This window comes from Deltaproteobacteria bacterium (assembly GCA_016218975.1).
Lineage (GTDB): Bacteria > Desulfobacterota > Deferrimicrobia > Deferrimicrobiales > Deferrimicrobiaceae > JAENIX01.
The window spans coordinates 32,051-47,685 of sequence record JACRCO010000053.1 but is presented as its reverse complement, the minus strand read 5'-3'; the positions used below and the strand labels follow the sequence as shown (position 1 = coordinate 47,685).

Genomic DNA, 15,635 nt, shown 5'->3' with positions numbered 1-15,635 from the left:
GAGATCGAATGGCAAGAAGAATGCTTTTCGGCTTCGTGCTCCTGCTCGCCTCGTGCGCGGCCGGCTGCTCTTCGCTGGTCAGCACTCGAAGTTTCCTGAACCCCCAGGCGGACTTTGCTTTTTACAAGAAGGTAGGGCTCATGCCGTTCCGCAACCAGGCCGAGGACCGGCTCGCGGGGGAGAAGGTGACGGAGAATTTCATGACCGAGCTGCTTATCGCCGGAGAACTGGAAGTGATGGACCCGGGGCAGTTCAACGCCGTGGTGGCGCAGGTCGTCCGGTCGAACGCTCCGACGTCGACGCTCGAATTGAGTCCCTCCCAGCTTTCCCAGGTTGCGAGCGTCGCGGGAGTCCAGGGGGTATTCACGGGGACGGTCCACGACTTCAAGCTGATCCAGCTCGGCGGGGATCAATACCCGATGATCTCCATGACGGTCAAGTTCATCGACGCTCCCACCGGAACAGTGGCGTGGCAAGGGAGCATAAATGCCACCGGCGGTCCGTATCTCCCCGTCGTCAGCATCGGCGAAACGTTCACGCTCGGGGAACTTTCGCAAAAATCGTGCGCAATCGTCGTCAAGGATTTCTACAAGAAGGCATATTCGAAATAGAAAGCGGGTACGAAGATGGGAATACACGTTACCGGACGCCGATCGTCTCGTTTGCGGATCGCCGCCCTGCTGCTGGTCTCCGCGCTGCTGTTCGGGTGCGGACCCACCCTGAAGCCGTTCACCGGCGCCGGCCTCAGGAAAGGCGAAGGGGTGAAGATGGCGATCCTGCCGTTCGAGAATTTGAGCAAGACCCAGGGGGCGGGGAAATCGATGGAAAGCTACATCCTCGTGGAACTCCTGAAAAACGCCCCGGTTATGGTCCTCGATCCCGGCGAGGTTAACGCCATGCTTTCGAAGGAGAGGGTACGGCTGGCGACCAGCATACCCAGGGAGACCCTCGTCGCCCTGGGCAGAGGGCTCGGAGTGGACCTGTTCATGATGGGAACGGTGCACGACTTCGACATGCAGATCGCCACGGGGGCGGGGGGCTCGGGACAGATTCCGGTGGTCTCGATGTCCCTTCGCATACTCGACGCCTCCACGGGGGATATCGTCTGGGCGGGCAACGCCTCCCGGCGAGGCAGCGACAGGGAAACGGTTTTCGGGATAGGCAGGATCCATTCCATCAACAACCTCGCGGAGGAGACGGCGGCCGAGATGGCCAGGGCGTTCTCCGCGTCGCTTCGAAAATAGGCTGCAGGGAAGGTCGCAAAAGATGAAAACGGTTCGGCGGATAGCGGTCCTGGGCGCTTTATCTACTGTCGCAATCCTTTGCATTTTCGCCGGTGGCGCGGGCGATATCCTGGCGGCGAAAAAGGGCTGCTACGACTGCCACCCGAAAGCGAAGGCGGCGCATCAAAGGAAATTCGTGCACGCTCCCGTGGCGAAGGAGGACTGCGAGGCGTGCCACCGGCGCCACGGCTTCTCGAACAAGCTGATCCTCAAGGAAAAGGGCGCGCAGCTCTGCTATTCGTGCCACAAGGACCTGAAGGACAAGTTCGGGAAGAAAACGATGCACTCTCCGGCGAAAAAAGGCGAGTGCACCGCCTGCCACGACCCCCATGCTTCGAACCTCAAAGGGCTCGTCAGGGAAACCGCCGACAAGTCCTCCGTCTGCTTCGAATGCCACAAGGAGATGAAGCGGCTTTCGTCCGGCGTCTGGATCCATTCGCCGTTCAGGAACGGGGAGTGTTCGCTTTGTCACCCGCCTCACTCGACCGACGAACCGAGGCTGCTGCTGAAGGCTGGAAATGACCTATGCTTCTCCTGCCACGCGGCGGAAAAAACGGCGGGGAAAAAGCCTCACGACATAGCGGAGGTGAAGAACCAGTCCTGCACCGCCTGCCACAGCCCCCACGGAACGGCGAAAAAGGGCGGGGTGTTGCCGGAAGTCCACGAGCCGTATGCGCGCGGGGACTGCGCCGACTGCCACGAGGTCGGAACGGAAGGGAAGGTGAAGAGCTCCCTGGTCCAGCCGGTCAAGGAGCTGTGCGCCAACTGCCACGACGACATCTCGAAAAAGACGAAGAAACCGGTTTCGCACTTCCCGGCCAGGGACGGGGACTGCCTGAAATGCCACTCGCCGCACAAAAGCGCTTCGCGTCCCCTCCTGAAAGGCGATTTGAAGGGAATATGCCTCGAATGCCACCTGCGCCTCGACGACGATTTCAAAAAGCCGCAGGTACACGCTCCTATGGCGAAAAGCCGGTGCGACGCCTGCCACGAATCGCACGGATCGGACAACAAAAAACTCGTCAGGTCCGCAGGGGAAGGACTCTGCCTTTCCTGCCACGAAAAGGTCGCGAAGGAGCTCGCCCGGACCGGGACGCGCCACGCGGCTTTAGACGACAACGGCTGCCTGACGTGCCACGGCGCCCACTCGACGCTGAACGGGAAGCTGCTCGTCGCGGCCGAAGCCGTCCTGTGCACCGGCTGCCACGGCGACCTGAAGGAAGCCGGGGGATATCGCCGCAAGCACAAACCGCTTGTCGAACAGGGGTGTTCGGTTTGTCACACTCCGCACCGCTCGGAGGGCAAGGGGCTAACGAAGCAGGAAGGCGCCGGCCTGTGCTACACGTGCCACGGGGACATGAAGAAGGCCGTGGCGAAGAAGTTCCCCCACTCCCCCGCCACGGAAGGGTGCGTTTCCTGCCACGGTCCTCACGGCAGCGACACGAAGGCAATGCTGGCGAAGGATGAAAAATCGCTGTGTCTTTCGTGCCATGACGATCTGAAGGAGATCTTCAAGCGAAGGGCGGTGCACACGCCGGCGGCCCGGGGAGACTGCGCCGGCTGCCACGATCCGCACGGCGCGGACCGGCCGAAGCTTCTTTCACTGGCCGGCGCCGAGCTCTGCTACTCCTGCCACAAGGAGGAGAAGAAGCGGTTCAGGGAGGGGAAGGTCCACCTTCCGGTGGAGAAGGAGAAGTGCGACACCTGCCACTCCCCACACGGCTCCAGCAATCCCGGCAGCCTCGTGAAACCGGTGGGGGACCTGTGCGCCTCCTGCCACAGCCTCACGAAAGATGAATTCCGGAAGGTCCACCGGGACATGGCGGACAGGAAATCCAACTGCGCCTCGTGCCACGACCCGCACTCTTCGGTAACCGGAAAGCTGATGAAGGCAAAGGCCCACGAGCCGTTCAAAACCCGCAAATGCGATTCATGCCACGGAAAGGCGGGGGCGAACGGCGAAATCGTGCTGGCCGCGCCGAAGGAGAAGCTCTGCTTCACCTGTCATTCCGGGATGGAGAAGACGCAGAAGGACCCTGTGGTGCACGGACCGGTGAAGAAGGGAGAGTGCGTATCATGCCACGACCCGCATGCATCTTCGGGGGATAAACTGCTCGTCGCGCAGGGTGCGAAATTCTGCAACGCATGCCATTCCGACAAGGCCGACATTCCGCAAAGGAAATACAGGCACAAGCCCCTCGAGGAAGGATCGTGCAAGGCGTGCCACGCCGCCCACTCGGCGGGGAACAGGTTCCTTCTGCCGAAACCGGAGAAGGAGTTCTGCTACGGGTGCCACGAATCGTTCAGGCAGGGGCTCGCGGGGAAAAAACTCCACGACCCGGTCGCCGAAGGCGCCTGCGGTTCCTGCCACGATCCGCACGGGACGAACCAGAGGCGGCTGCTCTCGAAGCCGGTTCCGGACATCTGCTGGACCTGCCACGATGCCGCCGGAGCGGCCCCGAAACACAGGGGAATGGATATTTCGAGGGCCGATTGCCTCACCTGCCACGACCCGCATGCCGGCGCAAAGGGCGCAAAGGCGCTGGCGCACAACTTCGGACATCAGCCGTATTCCGAGGGGAAGTGCGTATCATGCCATGCGGGAGAGGGGAAAAAGGAGCTTTCGGCCCGAGGCCCGGACCTCTGCTTCAACTGCCACCAGGATGTGAAGAAAAAGGGATTTGCGGGGAAAACACGCCACTTCCCGATCGATTCGGACAAAAAATGCGGCAGCTGCCATTCGCCGCACTCCGCGCCTGCGAAGGGCCTGCTTTACCGTTCTTCTCCGGGCCTGTGCTTCGATTGCCACGGCGCGGAAATGGCGAAGGTTACCTATAAGCACCCACCCGTGGAGAAGGGTTGCGAAAGCTGCCACGTGGCGCATACGGGGGAACAGCCCAAGCTGCTCTCGGCGGACATGAACAAACTGTGCCTTGGTTGCCATCCGAAGGTTCCCGACACTCACCTCCACGGGATGGGAAAAGGGAAATACGTGGATGCGAAAACGGGTAAGTACATCGATTGCATCAGTTGCCATAACCCGCACGGATCCGATTTCGAAAAAATGACGAATGCGAACAAGCGGGCCGATCTCTGCAAGCGCTGCCACAAGAAAGGCCAGCATGAACTATAGCCAACTTTCAATATCCTCATGTTGATGAACGGGGGCCATTAATGTTCCGGAGATCGGCTTTTATCGTTATCCTGGGAGTTGTTATTGCGGCAGGGTGCAGCCAGGACAATCCTCCTTCAAGATCCCCGGCGGTCAACCGGAAGACCGTCCTTATCGGGCTGATACCGGAGCAGAACATATTCAAGCAGTTGGAGAGATACGAACCCGTGGCCGCGTATCTCTCCGCGAAAACCGGGATGAATATATCTCTTAAAATTCTCCCGAGGTACGGGAACATCATCGACAATTTCAGGATGTCGGGGCTGGACGGCGCATTTTTCGGGAGTTTCACGTACGCGCTTGCCCACGCGAAGCTTGGGGTGGAAGTCCTTGCGCGTCCGGAATACAACGACAACACATCCACCTACCACGGGATGATTTTCGTAAGGAAGGACAGCGGGATCAGGACGATCGACGGCATGAAAGGGAAGCGGTTCGCTTTCGTGGACAAGGCGACGACCGCCGGTTATCTTTTCCCCCTGAAATATTTCCATGAGAAGGGAATCGATTGGAGAAAATATCTCAAGGAGGGTTATTTTACGGGAACGCACGAGGACGCGATCTTCGATGTGCTCAACAGGAAGGCCGACATAGGCGCGTCGAAGAACACGGTGTTCAACCGGGTCGCGGTATCCGACCCGCGGATAAAAAGAGAGTTGTCGATCCTGGAAACATCCCCCGACATGCCGGAAAACTCCCTGGCGCTCCGGAAGGATATCGAAGATTCCTTCCGAACCGGTTTGAAGGATGCGCTCCTGAACATGCACCTCGACGCCAGGGGAAAGTCGGTGCTGGAGCAGTTCGGTGCGCGGAGATTCGTCGAGACCACGAACAAGGATTACGAGTCCGTGGCAAGGTATGCAAAAGAAGCCGGCCTGAGCCTCGCCACCTACGACTACATAAATGACTGACGCTTGATTTATGGCGAAGTAATCGAAATATATGGTAGTATTCTAAAAGATGGCCCGACATCTGCTCGCCGCATGCCTCTTCCTTTTTCTTCTCGCCGGGTGCAGCCAGGAAAATACGCCTTTCAAGCCTTCCGCGGACAAGCGAAAGACCATACTGATCGGCCTTATTCCGGAACAGAACATTTTCAAGCAGATCGAGCGATACGAGCCCCTTGCCGTCTATCTCTCGTCGAAAACCGGGACGAGGATCACGCTTAAGATCCTCCCCAGGTACGGGAACATCATAGACAACTTCAAGATGGCGGGATTGGACGGCGCATTCTTCGGGAGTTTCACATATGCGCTCGCCCACGCCAAAATCGGGGTGGAAGTGCTGGCCAGGCCGGTTGCGCTCGACAACACCTCGAGCTACCACGGGTTGATCTTCGTGCGGAAGGACAGCGGCATCGCGTCCAGACGGGAGATGAAGGGAAAGCGGTTCGCCTTAGTGGACAAGGCCACGACCGCAGGCTACCTGTTCCCGAAGCGGTATTTTCACGAGGCGGGAATCGACGACTGGAAGAAATACCTTGGGGAAGCGTATTTCTCGGGGACGCACGAGGATGCCGTATACGACGTGTTGAACAGGAAAGCCGATGTCGGAGCGGCGAAAAATACGGTGTACTACCGGGTCGCGAAGGCGGACCCGCGTATCCTGAAGGAGCTGACGATTCTCGCGAAGTCTCCCGACGTCCCCGAAAACGGCCTGGCTCTCCGGAAGGATATCGATAAGGCGTTGAGAAGCAGCATGAAGGATGCGCTTCTGAAAATGCACGAAGATCCGGAGGGGAAGGCGGTCCTGGAGCAGTTCGGGGCGCGATGGTTCATCGAAACCACGAACGCGGATTACACCCCCGTCGTGAACTACGCGAGTGAAATCCATCTCAACCTGGCCACCTACGACTACATCAACGACTGACGTTCATTTATGAAGAAGAAGATAATCATCGGCCTTGGCATCTATACGCTGTTTTTTCTCCTCTGCGGCATCTACATCATCTACATCATCCAGTCCGCGACGACTGAGCTCGACAGGCTGATAACGCTCCACCAGGTGGAAATCCTGAGGGAGCACTACCTGCTGCAGGTAAAAAGGGTCCAAACGGACCTGACCCTCAAGGACACGCGGCATAAGCGTACTTTCGACACCGTCGTCCAGAACGTCGTCAGCATGGGAAGGATCGTAGATACCTGTTTCGACTGCCATCACAACCAGCAGGCGACCGAGAGGCTCCAGGACCTGAAAAAGCAGACGGAGACCTACAAGGACGCATTGAGCCGCGTGCTGACGCTTCGCGCGAACACCGCAAGGATCCTGGCGGAGGAGGATGCGGCCTTCCAGATCGGAGAGGACCTGATCGGCAAGGTCCGGGACGTGATCGCGATCACGAGCTCGAAGCTTGCGGAGAATACGCAAAGGGCGATGATCCGCATCGCGCGGACGAAGTATATGCTGTATTTCCTCGTCGGGATCGGCCCGTTGATGTCGGCGTTCCTCGGCTACATATTCCTGTCCGGGCTGACGAACCCGGTCAACGTGCTGCTCGATTCGACGAGAAAGCTGAAAGCCGGAAACCTGGATCACCGGGTCGAGGCCCTGAAGGACGAATTCGGAGAGCTGGCTGCATCGTTCAACGAGATGGCGGCATCGCTCAAGGAACAGATGTTGAAGATGCAGCGGACCGAGCAGATGGTGATCGTCGGCGAGCTGGCGGCGGGCCTTGCCCACGAGATCAAGAACCCGCTCGCGGGCATCAAGGTGGCCATGCACGTTCTGTCCGAGGAAACGAGCATGTCTGCGGAAGACCGGGAAGTCATCCGCAAAGTCGCGCAGGAGGTCGTGCGCGTGGAATCCCTGATGAGGAACTTCCTTAACTTCGCCAAGCCGGCCAAGCCGCAGCTTGCGGATCTGAACGTAAACAGCCTCGTCAACACCGTCCTTGCCTTTTACATGAAAAGCCGCCCGTCTGCGCCGGACCGCCCGAACGCCGTCCGTATAGAGAAGGACCTTCAGCCGCTCCCGGAAACGATGGCGGATCCCATGCAGCTCCAGCAGATCTTCCTGAACCTCGTCCTGAACGCCGTGGATGCAATGCCCAACGGGGGAACGCTCTCGGTGCGCACCTCCCATGAAAAGGAAACGGATTTCCTTCGGATCGAATTCGCCGACACCGGCAAGGGGATCCCGAGGGAAAACATCGAAAAGATCTTCCAGCCGTTCTTCACGACAAAGCCCAAGGGCACTGGATTGGGACTGGCCATTTCCAAACAGCTGATCGAACAGCACGGCGGAGAAATTTCTGCCGCAGACAACCCGGGAGGCGGCACGGTGTTCCGGATCCTGCTTCCCGTCGCCGCCGTTGCTGCGGAGACGGCCACATGAAGACGAAGGGGCGGGTATTCCTGCTGGACGACGACGACCTGATAGTCTCCATGCTGGCGAGGGCGTTGAAGGCCGATGGGTACGAAGTGCAGGCGGAAACCGACCCCCAGGGCATCCTCGACAGGATTCGTCCGTTCGCCCCGGATATCGTGATGCTGGACCTCAAGCTTCCCGGCATAAGCGGCATGGAGATACTGAAGGAGATCGTCGACCGGGGGATCGGCACCCAGGTAGTGATGCTGACGTCGGACGACAGCGCGGAAAGCGCGGTGAAGGCGATGAAGATCGGCGCGGTCGATTACCTCACCAAGCCCTTCGACATGGACGAGGTCAAGATAGTCGTCAACGCCATCATGGAGAAAGGGAACCTCAAGCAGGAAGTCGAATACCTCAGGAAGATCAGCACCGACCTGGCCTACAAGGAGATCGTGGGCGGCTCGAGCGTCATACGGAAGCTGAAGGAAAAGGCGGAGAAACTCGCCCAGGCGGGCGTCCCGTCCGTGATGATCACCGGAGAGAACGGGACTGGCAAGGAGATATTCGCGAGATTCATCCATAATACGATGCGCGGCGAAAGCGCTTCCGGGTACGCGCCTTTCGTGGGCGTCAATTGCGCGGCGATTCCGGAGTCCCTCATCGAGAGCGAGCTCTTCGGCCACGAGAAGGGATCGTTCACCGACGCCAAGACCGAGAAGAAAGGCGTCTTCGAGCTGGCCTCACAAGGTTCCATCCTTCTCGACGAAATCGGGGACATGAAGCCGAGCCTGCAGGCCAAGCTGCTTCGGGTGCTGGAAGAAAGAAAGGTGCGGCGCGTGGGTGGGAAACACGACATCGCCATCGACGCGACCGTGTTCGCCACCACGAACCGGAACCTCGAGGAATCGGTGGAGAAGGGAGAATTCCGGATCGACCTGTATTATCGCCTGAACGTCTTCGCTTTTCATGTACCTCCGCTGCGGGAGCGGCAGGACGACATCGTTCCATTGACAAGGCATTTCCTCGAATTTTTCGCGGCGAAATACAACCGTACCCCCATAAAGGACATATCACCCGCGGCCGGGAAGCTCCTTTTGTCCTACGGCTGGCCGGGCAACGTGAGGGAACTGAGGAACGTCGTCGAAAGGATCGTCGTCCTGGAAAGCTGCGAGACGGTCCTCCCCGATCACCTGCCGAAAGAGATCCTCTTCGGGAAAGGCGTAGTGGGCGCGGCGGCAGGCAAGGGAATTTCCCTCCCTGAAGCGGGGCTGTCGCTCGACGACGTCGAAAGGAACCTTATCCTCCAGGCGCTGGGGAAATCCGGCGGCAACAAGACGCAGGCCGCGAAGCTCCTCGGCATCACGTACGACTCCCTCAGGTACCAGATCAAGAAGTTCGGGTTGGAATAAGTCAGGCGGTCCGGGTCAGGAAACGAACTTGAGGCCTGCCGTTAAGCTTTCGACGGACGGCGCGACCCACACCACTTCGGCCGTCGTTTGCGGCGTGAAATACTTCATGACGTTATCCCCTCCCGCCGGGTCGACATGCGCCTGAACGAATTGCCCGACTGACAGGAGATATTTCGTCCGAATGCCGAATCCTCCGAATCCCACATCCGCCATAACCGCCCGTATGCTCGTGACGCTGTACCTCTCCTCCTCCGGGGACGGTTTCACGATCGTGATGCGCAAGGGGACGCGGCAAGGGTTCCTTACATGCCGCCGTTTCTTCAGCCGTCCGGCCAATGCGTCCCTCAATATGGCGTGAGCCTCGGAGATCTCGAAAGGTTTTTCGAGGAATTTCACCGCCCCCCGTTCGAACGCCCTTTGCCGGTTTCCCTCGCTCGCGTTTCCGCTCATGACGACGGTTCGCGACTCCGGCGATATCCTGCCGATCTCCGCCAGTATTTCGATTCCGTCTCCGTCCGGCAGGCGGATGTCGAGGAACACGACGTCGTAGTGTTCCCTTTTCAATTCTTCGAGGGCATCCGCGATATTTTCCACCGAATTCGATGTCAGGCCGGAGCCGTTGAACTCCTTATCGAGAGCCCAGCAGATCAGGTTGTCGTCGTCGACGACGAGGACCCGTTTAAGGGCGGTTTCGAGCATGCTCCGCAAGAGAGCAATTTATATGCCTATTAAAGAAAAGGATTTTCAATAGCAAGTTTGTTTTAATAATTCGGCATGTTGAACGTAGGAGCGGAGCAGGATCGAAAGAATCACATTGTTTTTTTCGGCGAAATACCCTCTTGTGCAGGGGGATTTCCCCACAATTGGTGAATGCGCGATGTTAATTCTATCGGTCAATCCCCGGTCAATCCATGGTGTGGCACTTGTTGCAGAGTGTCCGCTGGTAGCTCGCGAAAGCGATCGGCGGTCTTTCATGGTAAGCGCGCCTGGTTTCCGTCTTCGTGCGACCCTGTGACATGCGTAAGGGCAGATCGGTCCTGTCCGCGCCCGGATAGTCTCCGTTGTAAAGGATGAATTCGGATTTCATGTTCCAGCGGGCCGCCTGGTCCCATGCGGAGGCGTGCGCCCGGTGGCAGGAGACGCACATCACGTTGGAGTTGGTATCCGGCCCCGCTTTCATCGAACCGTCCGTGGATGCCGCTTTTTTCAGGAGAGCGTAATCGGAAGTGCCCATTTCGAACGGCACGAGGGACGTGTAGGCGGTCGAAGAAGTTCCGGTGACGTTTCCGGAGGACACGTATGCGTTGTAATTCGAGACGGCGCGAGGCGTCATCTTGACGAGGCTTCCAGCCGGGTGGCCGGGCGCGTTGCGGTTCCCGGTGTAGGCTCCGTGGCAATTCGTGCACCATTCCGACATGCCGCCGCCGTAGGCGACCCGCGTGTCGGAACCGCTTTCGGACCGGTTGTAATCCGGCGGGGCGACAGCCGCGGGAGGATCGAAGTTGAACGTTTCGCTTGCCCCGGGCCTTGAGTATCCCTTGCCGCCGAGCATCCTGTAAACGCCGACCGCAGTCGTCTCCGTGGGATCCGGGCTGGTTTTGTACGACCCAGAATCGACTACCGGCGATCCCTTGGATTGTATGGTTCCGTCCGCCAGGCGGCGATATCTTCCGTGGGGGTCATGGCAGCTTGTGCAGGACAGACCGGCTGCGGGGTAGGCGCCCCCCGGGGCGGCCGTCAGCGTGGTGTCCGCCGCGAATCCGTAAACGGCTGCCACGATGTTATGCCCGTGCCGCTCGCCGGCGCTCTGTCCGCCCGGCCCTCCGTCGGCCGCATTCCATTTGTAATTTTTCTTAAGCCATCCGAAATCTCCGCCGGGGGTCAACTGTACGGGAGGGGATCCTGAGGGCATGTCCGACTCGTCGGTTGCCACGTGATGCGCATTCGGGGCTGTTTCTCCTGCCTGCATGTGGCACATGAGGCATGTGGAACTCGGGTCGCCCGAAACGAGAAGGAAGGGATTGTTTGCCCCCGCGCTGTGGGAGGAGTGGCATCCTGAGCACTCACCCACGCCTCCTGCGTGGAACGCTGCCGCTCGATGAATGGGGAAGGCAACCAGAAGTGCAGTCATGACGAATGCCGCCGATAAGGGGGTGTCCGAAATTGTTTTCATGGCGCCTCCCGTGGATATTTCGGAAGGTCGATAGTGGGAATTTATATCAAAGCGTCAAAAATATGACAGTTTGTTGAAATCAGCCGGCATCGGTGAAAACCCCAAGCTGCACTCGTTATTTCCCCGTAAAACGGTCCCTTCGGAAATCTGCAACTCATAACATGTCGTTATATAAGGCCAATATGCCTATATTTGGATTGGCATATGGCTTGCTGATAACGATTCGCCATGAGGAGTTACAACAAAAAACAAGCGATCAGGATTCTGCCGGCTTTCTTTCTTCTGCTGGTTTGTTCCTTCCCGGCGTTCGCAACGAACGTAAAGTCCGCGTACCTTTACAACCTTTCTAATTTTTCGGGAAAGATTCCTTATAGCGATGTAAGGCTTCACGTGGACCGGGCAAGGGATGAGGTATACGTCCTTGACCGCGGAATCGTAAAGGTTTTCAACGAAACCGGCATGGAAGTGTTCTGGTTCGGCGATAATCGGGCGCTCGGCACGATTTACGATATCGCCGTCGATGAAAAGGGTGACCTGCTTCTCCTTTCCTTCGATTTCAGCCACCCCGCAGACGGTCCCGATTACTGGATTTCGAAGTGCAATTACCGCGGAGATCTGAAAGGTACGGTCAGGATCGGCGGTCTTCCGGGCGATTTTTATGGTTTCTGCCCGAACCGCATGTTTATGCGCGGCGGGGAATTGCTCCTGGTGAGCACGAGCAGGATGCAGGCGATAGTCACCGATCGAAACGGCAAATTCCAAAAAGGTTATGACTTCGGCCGGATCGTCGATGTTCCCGAGAAGGACAGGCTGACCACCGAAATCTTCGGTTTCAGCGTGGATCGTTCGGGGAACATGTTGTTCACGGTCGCCGTGCATTTCAAGGCGTACGTAGTGTCGCCGGAAGGGAAGCTGATCGTCTCTTTCGGCAAGTCCGGTTCCGCTCCCGGAATGTTCGGAGTCATAAGCGGCATAGCGGTCGACGACGAAGGCAATTACCTGGTGGTCGAGCGGCTTCGCAGCGTCGTGATGGTGTTCGACAGGGAATTCAGGTTCGTCCAGGAGTTCGGATACCGGGGAGAGAAACCCTGGAACCTGATTCGGCCGAACGAAGTGGCCGTGGGCAATTCGGGAAAGCTGTACGTGACGCAGTTGAGAAACCGGGGGGTTTCAGTTTTTTCTCTGTCTTCCTACGGAACGGAAGGGGGACGGCAATGATTCCATCTATCGAAAGGAGGTGCTGCCGGCAAGATCGTGGAGGGAACGGCAACCTGGATTTACGCAATGTCGGGTCGGTAGTCGCAATGAACCCTGAAAACTCCTCCGAAAAAGGTAAACCTGTCGCAAGGCGGGGGCACAAAGCCAACGGGTGCTTGCGTTAGGCAAGGACGGCCGGGCTGCCGGAGAACTGAAGGAGGAGAAATGAAAGCGGCAAAGATCACACTTATCGTTCTATCGGCCGCGCTTTTTGCGGTCGGAATGGGCACCACGGCTTACGCGTTCCATTCGGGCGGCGTCGCCGAGTGCGAAGGCTGCCACAGCATGCACAGCCCCAAGGCTGGCGGGTCCTTCCTGCTTGTCGGAGGGGACCAGAGCTCCACGTGTCTTACCTGCCACGACGGGCCCACGCTGTCGAGCTACCATATCAGCACCACCGCCTCCGCCATGGGCGACGGCGTGTCGCCCGTGAACCGGACTCCCGGCGGCGACTTCGGCTGGCTGAGGAAGACCTACACCTATACGTATCAGGGTACTACCAATACCGAGGATGGCGCGATCCACGGCCACAACATCATCGCGGGCGACTTCGGATACGTAGTGGATCCGATCAATGCCGCGGCCCCGGGCGGGACATTCCCCTCCGCGCAGCTCGCCTGCAATTCCTGCCATGACCCTCACGGCCAGTACAGGAGACTCCAGAGCGGCACGATCGCGAAGACCGGAGCACCCATAAAGGCTTCCGGTTCCTATAACGGCACCAGCAACGAGCCTACGGCGACCGAGGCGGTCGGCGTGTACAGGCTCCTGGCCGGCGCGGGATACACGAAAGACGGGATAACCTTCAACGGCGTTCCCGCCGCCAAGGCCCCGTCGTCCTACAACCAGACCGAGGCCGACAACCAGGTCCGCGTAGCATACGGTGTCGCCACGGCCAGCGGGCACGTAACCTGGGGGCAGTGGTGCGCGACCTGCCACGGCGCCATGCATTCCAGCGGCAACTACGTGCACCCGGTCGATGAATCGCTCGGCAGCACCATTGCAGCCAACTACAACTCCTATGTAAAATCCGGCGACCTGACCGGAACCTCGGCGACCGCGTTCTCGTCCCTTGCTCCGTTCGCGACGAACAGCGGCGATTACACGGCCCTTGCGGCTCTTGCCGGAAACAACGGCTCCTCCGCCCTCAAAGCGGGTCCGGGAAGCACCGACCAGGTCATGTGCCTGTCCTGCCACAGGGCGCATGCCTCCGGCGTGGCGGAAATGCTTCGCTACGACAACGGCTATGAATTCATGACAGTCGCTTCGAATTACCTGGGAAGCGACAACCCCGCCATGACCAGTTCCCGTGCACCGCTCCAGCACCGCGGCCGGACGATGGCCGAGTGGAAGACGGCATACTATGACAGGCCGGTAACACAGTTTGCGACGTATCAGCGTGTGTTCTGCAACAAGTGCCACGCGAAGGACTGATGTCGATCGTGTAGCCGGAATCGTCTTGTCCGGCTGAAGTAAACCGGGGAAGGGGGCCAGCATGCAAAAAGGCCCCCTTCCCTTTTTCTTGATTCGATAGAATGGCCTGGAGCATCGCATCGGCATTCGAATTACCCGTACGAGGAAAGGGAAGACGATCATGACGGAGAACGGATCCGGGCGGCGGAATGGATTCGCGGCTCTCCCGGCGGCCCTGGTCGCCCTTTCCCTGGTCTTTTCCTCCTGCCAGCCCAGACCGTCACTGGTGAAACCGCCACTGGGCGATTCTGGGGCGCTGTACATATATCTCCAGACCTTTCCCCAGGACGCCGGCAGGCTCTCCTTTCGACTGGAAGGGATTTCCGCCGTGCGCCAGGGAGGAGGAACGGTTCCTCTCACTCTCCACGTGAAAGATCTAAGCGGCAGGGAAATGAAAAGGGAGAGGCTCCTCGCATCGGGGGATATGCCTCCCGGACAGTACGAGGGGTTCACTCTACAGCTAAAGAGCGCGACTCTCATGGGGGAGGAAGGAGAAACTGCGCTCAAACCGGTTGAGGATTCACCCCGGGTCCCGATGCCCTTCGCCGTGGCCGGGAAGAAAGCGACGGTGCTTGCATTGCGTTTTCTTTACGCGGAGTCCGTCCGGGAGGGGTTCCGTTTCGCTCCTTCGTTTACCGGGGCGGTCCCCGGGAAAATCCCTATAGGGACAATCGGTCTTGTTACCGGCCGCCGGGAGAACGCCGTAACGATGTTCGACAAGAACACCGGCCAGGTAATAGGTGTCATACCGACCGGCGCATCTCCGGCGGGGATCGTGGTCGATCCGGCTTCCCGAAAGGCATATGTCGCGCTCCAGGGGGAGGACGCGGTCGAAGCCGTCGACCTGCTCGAGGCAGCCGTCATCGACCGGCAGCGGCTGACCGCGGGGGACAACCCGCAGGAGCTGGCGCTGACCCCCGACGGAAAGACGCTGCTCTCCGCGAACAACGGCTCCAACACGGTGAGCATTATCGATAGCGCGTCCTTGATAGAGAGGAAGAGATTGCAGGTCGGAGCGGGGCCGCAGTCCATCCTGATCGACCGCAACGGAAGAAAGGCGTATGTCTTCAGTGCGATTGCCAACAGCATATCGGTCATCGACATCGCAGCGGAAGCGGTCGCGGCGACGGTCGCCACCGAGTCGGGGCCGGTGAGGGGACAGTTCAACAGGGCAGGAAGCCGTCTCTACGTGCTCCACCGGGATTCCCCCTTTTTGACCGTCGTGGATCCGCTTACCTTGTCTACCGTGCGAAGGATCAACGTAGGCGCCGGCGGAGCCGCCCTTAAAGTCGACCAGCGCACGGACCTCGTGTACCTTGCGAAACGGTTCACCGGCGAAATAGACGTCTTCGATCCGTTTTCCTTCCTTCCCGTCGATTTCCTGCAGGGGGCAGGCGAAGTGTCGTACATGACGATCGACGGGGACGGGAACAGGCTCCTTTCCGTACTCCCTGAGAGCGGCCGCCTCAGGATTTTGCAGCTTGTCGGGAAGGGGACGGCGGCGGAGATCGACGTCGGCGAAGACCCTTACCAGGCGGCGGTCATGGGGGAGAAGTAGC

General features: G+C 59.0%; 12 protein-coding genes and 1 riboswitch. Of the genes, 10 read left to right on the top strand and 2 right to left on the bottom strand.

Translation table 11 applies throughout. From position 1 onward, the window contains the following. Nucleotides 1-8: 8 nt before the first annotated feature. Genes HY896_06760 through HY896_06730 form a run of 7 tightly spaced genes read left to right on the top strand, consistent with a single transcriptional unit; the run spans nt 9 to nt 9,173 of the window. Complete coding sequence (locus HY896_06760; GenBank protein ID MBI5576050.1) at nt 9-611, top strand: hypothetical protein; 603 nt, start codon at nt 9-11, stop codon at nt 609-611. 15 nt (nt 612-626) lie between these two features. Continuing rightward, nucleotides 627-1,244 (top strand): hypothetical protein, encoded by a 618-nt coding sequence (locus HY896_06755; GenBank protein MBI5576049.1) that lies wholly within the window; start codon nt 627-629, stop codon nt 1,242-1,244. Between the two features lie 22 nt (nt 1,245-1,266). Further along, nucleotides 1,267-4,416 carry a cytochrome c3 family protein gene (locus HY896_06750; GenBank protein ID MBI5576048.1) on the top strand — a complete coding sequence of 1,050 codons (3,150 nt, stop codon included), beginning with the start codon at nt 1,267-1,269 and terminating at the stop codon, nt 4,414-4,416. A gap of 41 nt (nt 4,417-4,457) precedes the next feature. After that, entirely contained in the window at nt 4,458-5,366 is a 909-nt protein-coding gene (locus HY896_06745; protein MBI5576047.1) for a phosphate/phosphite/phosphonate ABC transporter substrate-binding protein, read from the top strand. Nucleotides 5,367-5,415: 49 nt separating this feature from the next. Then, entirely contained in the window at nt 5,416-6,324 is a 909-nt protein-coding gene (locus HY896_06740) for a phosphate/phosphite/phosphonate ABC transporter substrate-binding protein (protein ID MBI5576046.1), read from the top strand. Between the two features lie 9 nt (nt 6,325-6,333). Continuing rightward, nucleotides 6,334-7,788, top strand: coding sequence for a HAMP domain-containing protein (locus HY896_06735; GenBank protein ID MBI5576045.1), 1,455 nt, complete (start codon nt 6,334-6,336; stop codon nt 7,786-7,788). Then, on the top strand, nt 7,785-9,173 hold the full coding sequence (locus HY896_06730; GenBank protein ID MBI5576044.1) for a sigma-54-dependent Fis family transcriptional regulator: 1,389 nt from the start codon (nt 7,785-7,787) through the stop codon (nt 9,171-9,173). Before HY896_06735 ends, HY896_06730 begins: the two co-directional genes overlap by 4 nt. Nucleotides 9,174-9,188: 15 nt before the next feature. Here HY896_06730 and HY896_06725 read toward each other — a convergent pair whose 3' ends face one another. Next, on the bottom strand, nt 9,189-9,872 hold the full coding sequence (locus tag HY896_06725; protein ID MBI5576043.1) for a response regulator: 684 nt from the start codon (nt 9,870-9,872) through the stop codon (nt 9,189-9,191). A 205-nt stretch (nt 9,873-10,077) separates the two neighbouring features. Next, nucleotides 10,078-11,346 (bottom strand): cytochrome c3 family protein, encoded by a 1,269-nt coding sequence (locus HY896_06720; GenBank protein MBI5576042.1) that lies wholly within the window; start codon nt 11,344-11,346, stop codon nt 10,078-10,080. A gap of 228 nt (nt 11,347-11,574) precedes the next feature. On the opposite strand from HY896_06720, the gene HY896_06715 reads away from it, so the two are divergent. From HY896_06715 to HY896_06705, 3 genes are all read left to right on the top strand, one after another. Next, on the top strand, nt 11,575-12,564 hold the full coding sequence (locus HY896_06715; protein ID MBI5576041.1) for a hypothetical protein: 990 nt from the start codon (nt 11,575-11,577) through the stop codon (nt 12,562-12,564). A 103-nt stretch (nt 12,565-12,667) separates the two neighbouring features. Continuing rightward, nucleotides 12,668-12,751, top strand: a riboswitch (cyclic di-GMP riboswitch). Between the two features lie 17 nt (nt 12,752-12,768). Beyond that, nucleotides 12,769-14,037 (top strand): cytochrome C, encoded by a 1,269-nt coding sequence (locus tag HY896_06710; GenBank protein MBI5576040.1) that lies wholly within the window; start codon nt 12,769-12,771, stop codon nt 14,035-14,037. A gap of 160 nt (nt 14,038-14,197) precedes the next feature. Then, a complete protein-coding gene (locus tag HY896_06705; protein MBI5576039.1) occupies nt 14,198-15,634 on the top strand; it encodes a hypothetical protein in 1,437 nt (478 codons plus the stop codon). Nucleotide 15,635 lies beyond the last annotated feature (1 nt).

Coding starts and splice junctions, on each gene's coding strand:
- HY896_06740 (MBI5576046.1), top strand. CDS start 5,416: ATGGCCCGACATCTGCTCGCCGCATGCCTCTTCCTTTTTCTTCTCGCC.
- HY896_06755 (MBI5576049.1), top strand. CDS start 627: ATGGGAATACACGTTACCGGACGCCGATCGTCTCGTTTGCGGATCGCC.
- HY896_06745 (MBI5576047.1), top strand. CDS start 4,458: ATGTTCCGGAGATCGGCTTTTATCGTTATCCTGGGAGTTGTTATTGCG.
- HY896_06715 (MBI5576041.1), top strand. CDS start 11,575: ATGAGGAGTTACAACAAAAAACAAGCGATCAGGATTCTGCCGGCTTTC.
- HY896_06750 (MBI5576048.1), top strand. CDS start 1,267: ATGAAAACGGTTCGGCGGATAGCGGTCCTGGGCGCTTTATCTACTGTC.
- HY896_06710 (MBI5576040.1), top strand. CDS start 12,769: ATGAAAGCGGCAAAGATCACACTTATCGTTCTATCGGCCGCGCTTTTT.
- HY896_06760 (MBI5576050.1), top strand. CDS start 9: ATGGCAAGAAGAATGCTTTTCGGCTTCGTGCTCCTGCTCGCCTCGTGC.
- HY896_06705 (MBI5576039.1), top strand. CDS start 14,198: ATGACGGAGAACGGATCCGGGCGGCGGAATGGATTCGCGGCTCTCCCG.
- HY896_06735 (MBI5576045.1), top strand. CDS start 6,334: ATGAAGAAGAAGATAATCATCGGCCTTGGCATCTATACGCTGTTTTTT.
- HY896_06725 (MBI5576043.1), bottom strand. CDS start 9,872: ATGCTCGAAACCGCCCTTAAACGGGTCCTCGTCGTCGACGACGACAAC.
- HY896_06720 (MBI5576042.1), bottom strand. CDS start 11,346: ATGAAAACAATTTCGGACACCCCCTTATCGGCGGCATTCGTCATGACT.
- HY896_06730 (MBI5576044.1), top strand. CDS start 7,785: ATGAAGACGAAGGGGCGGGTATTCCTGCTGGACGACGACGACCTGATA.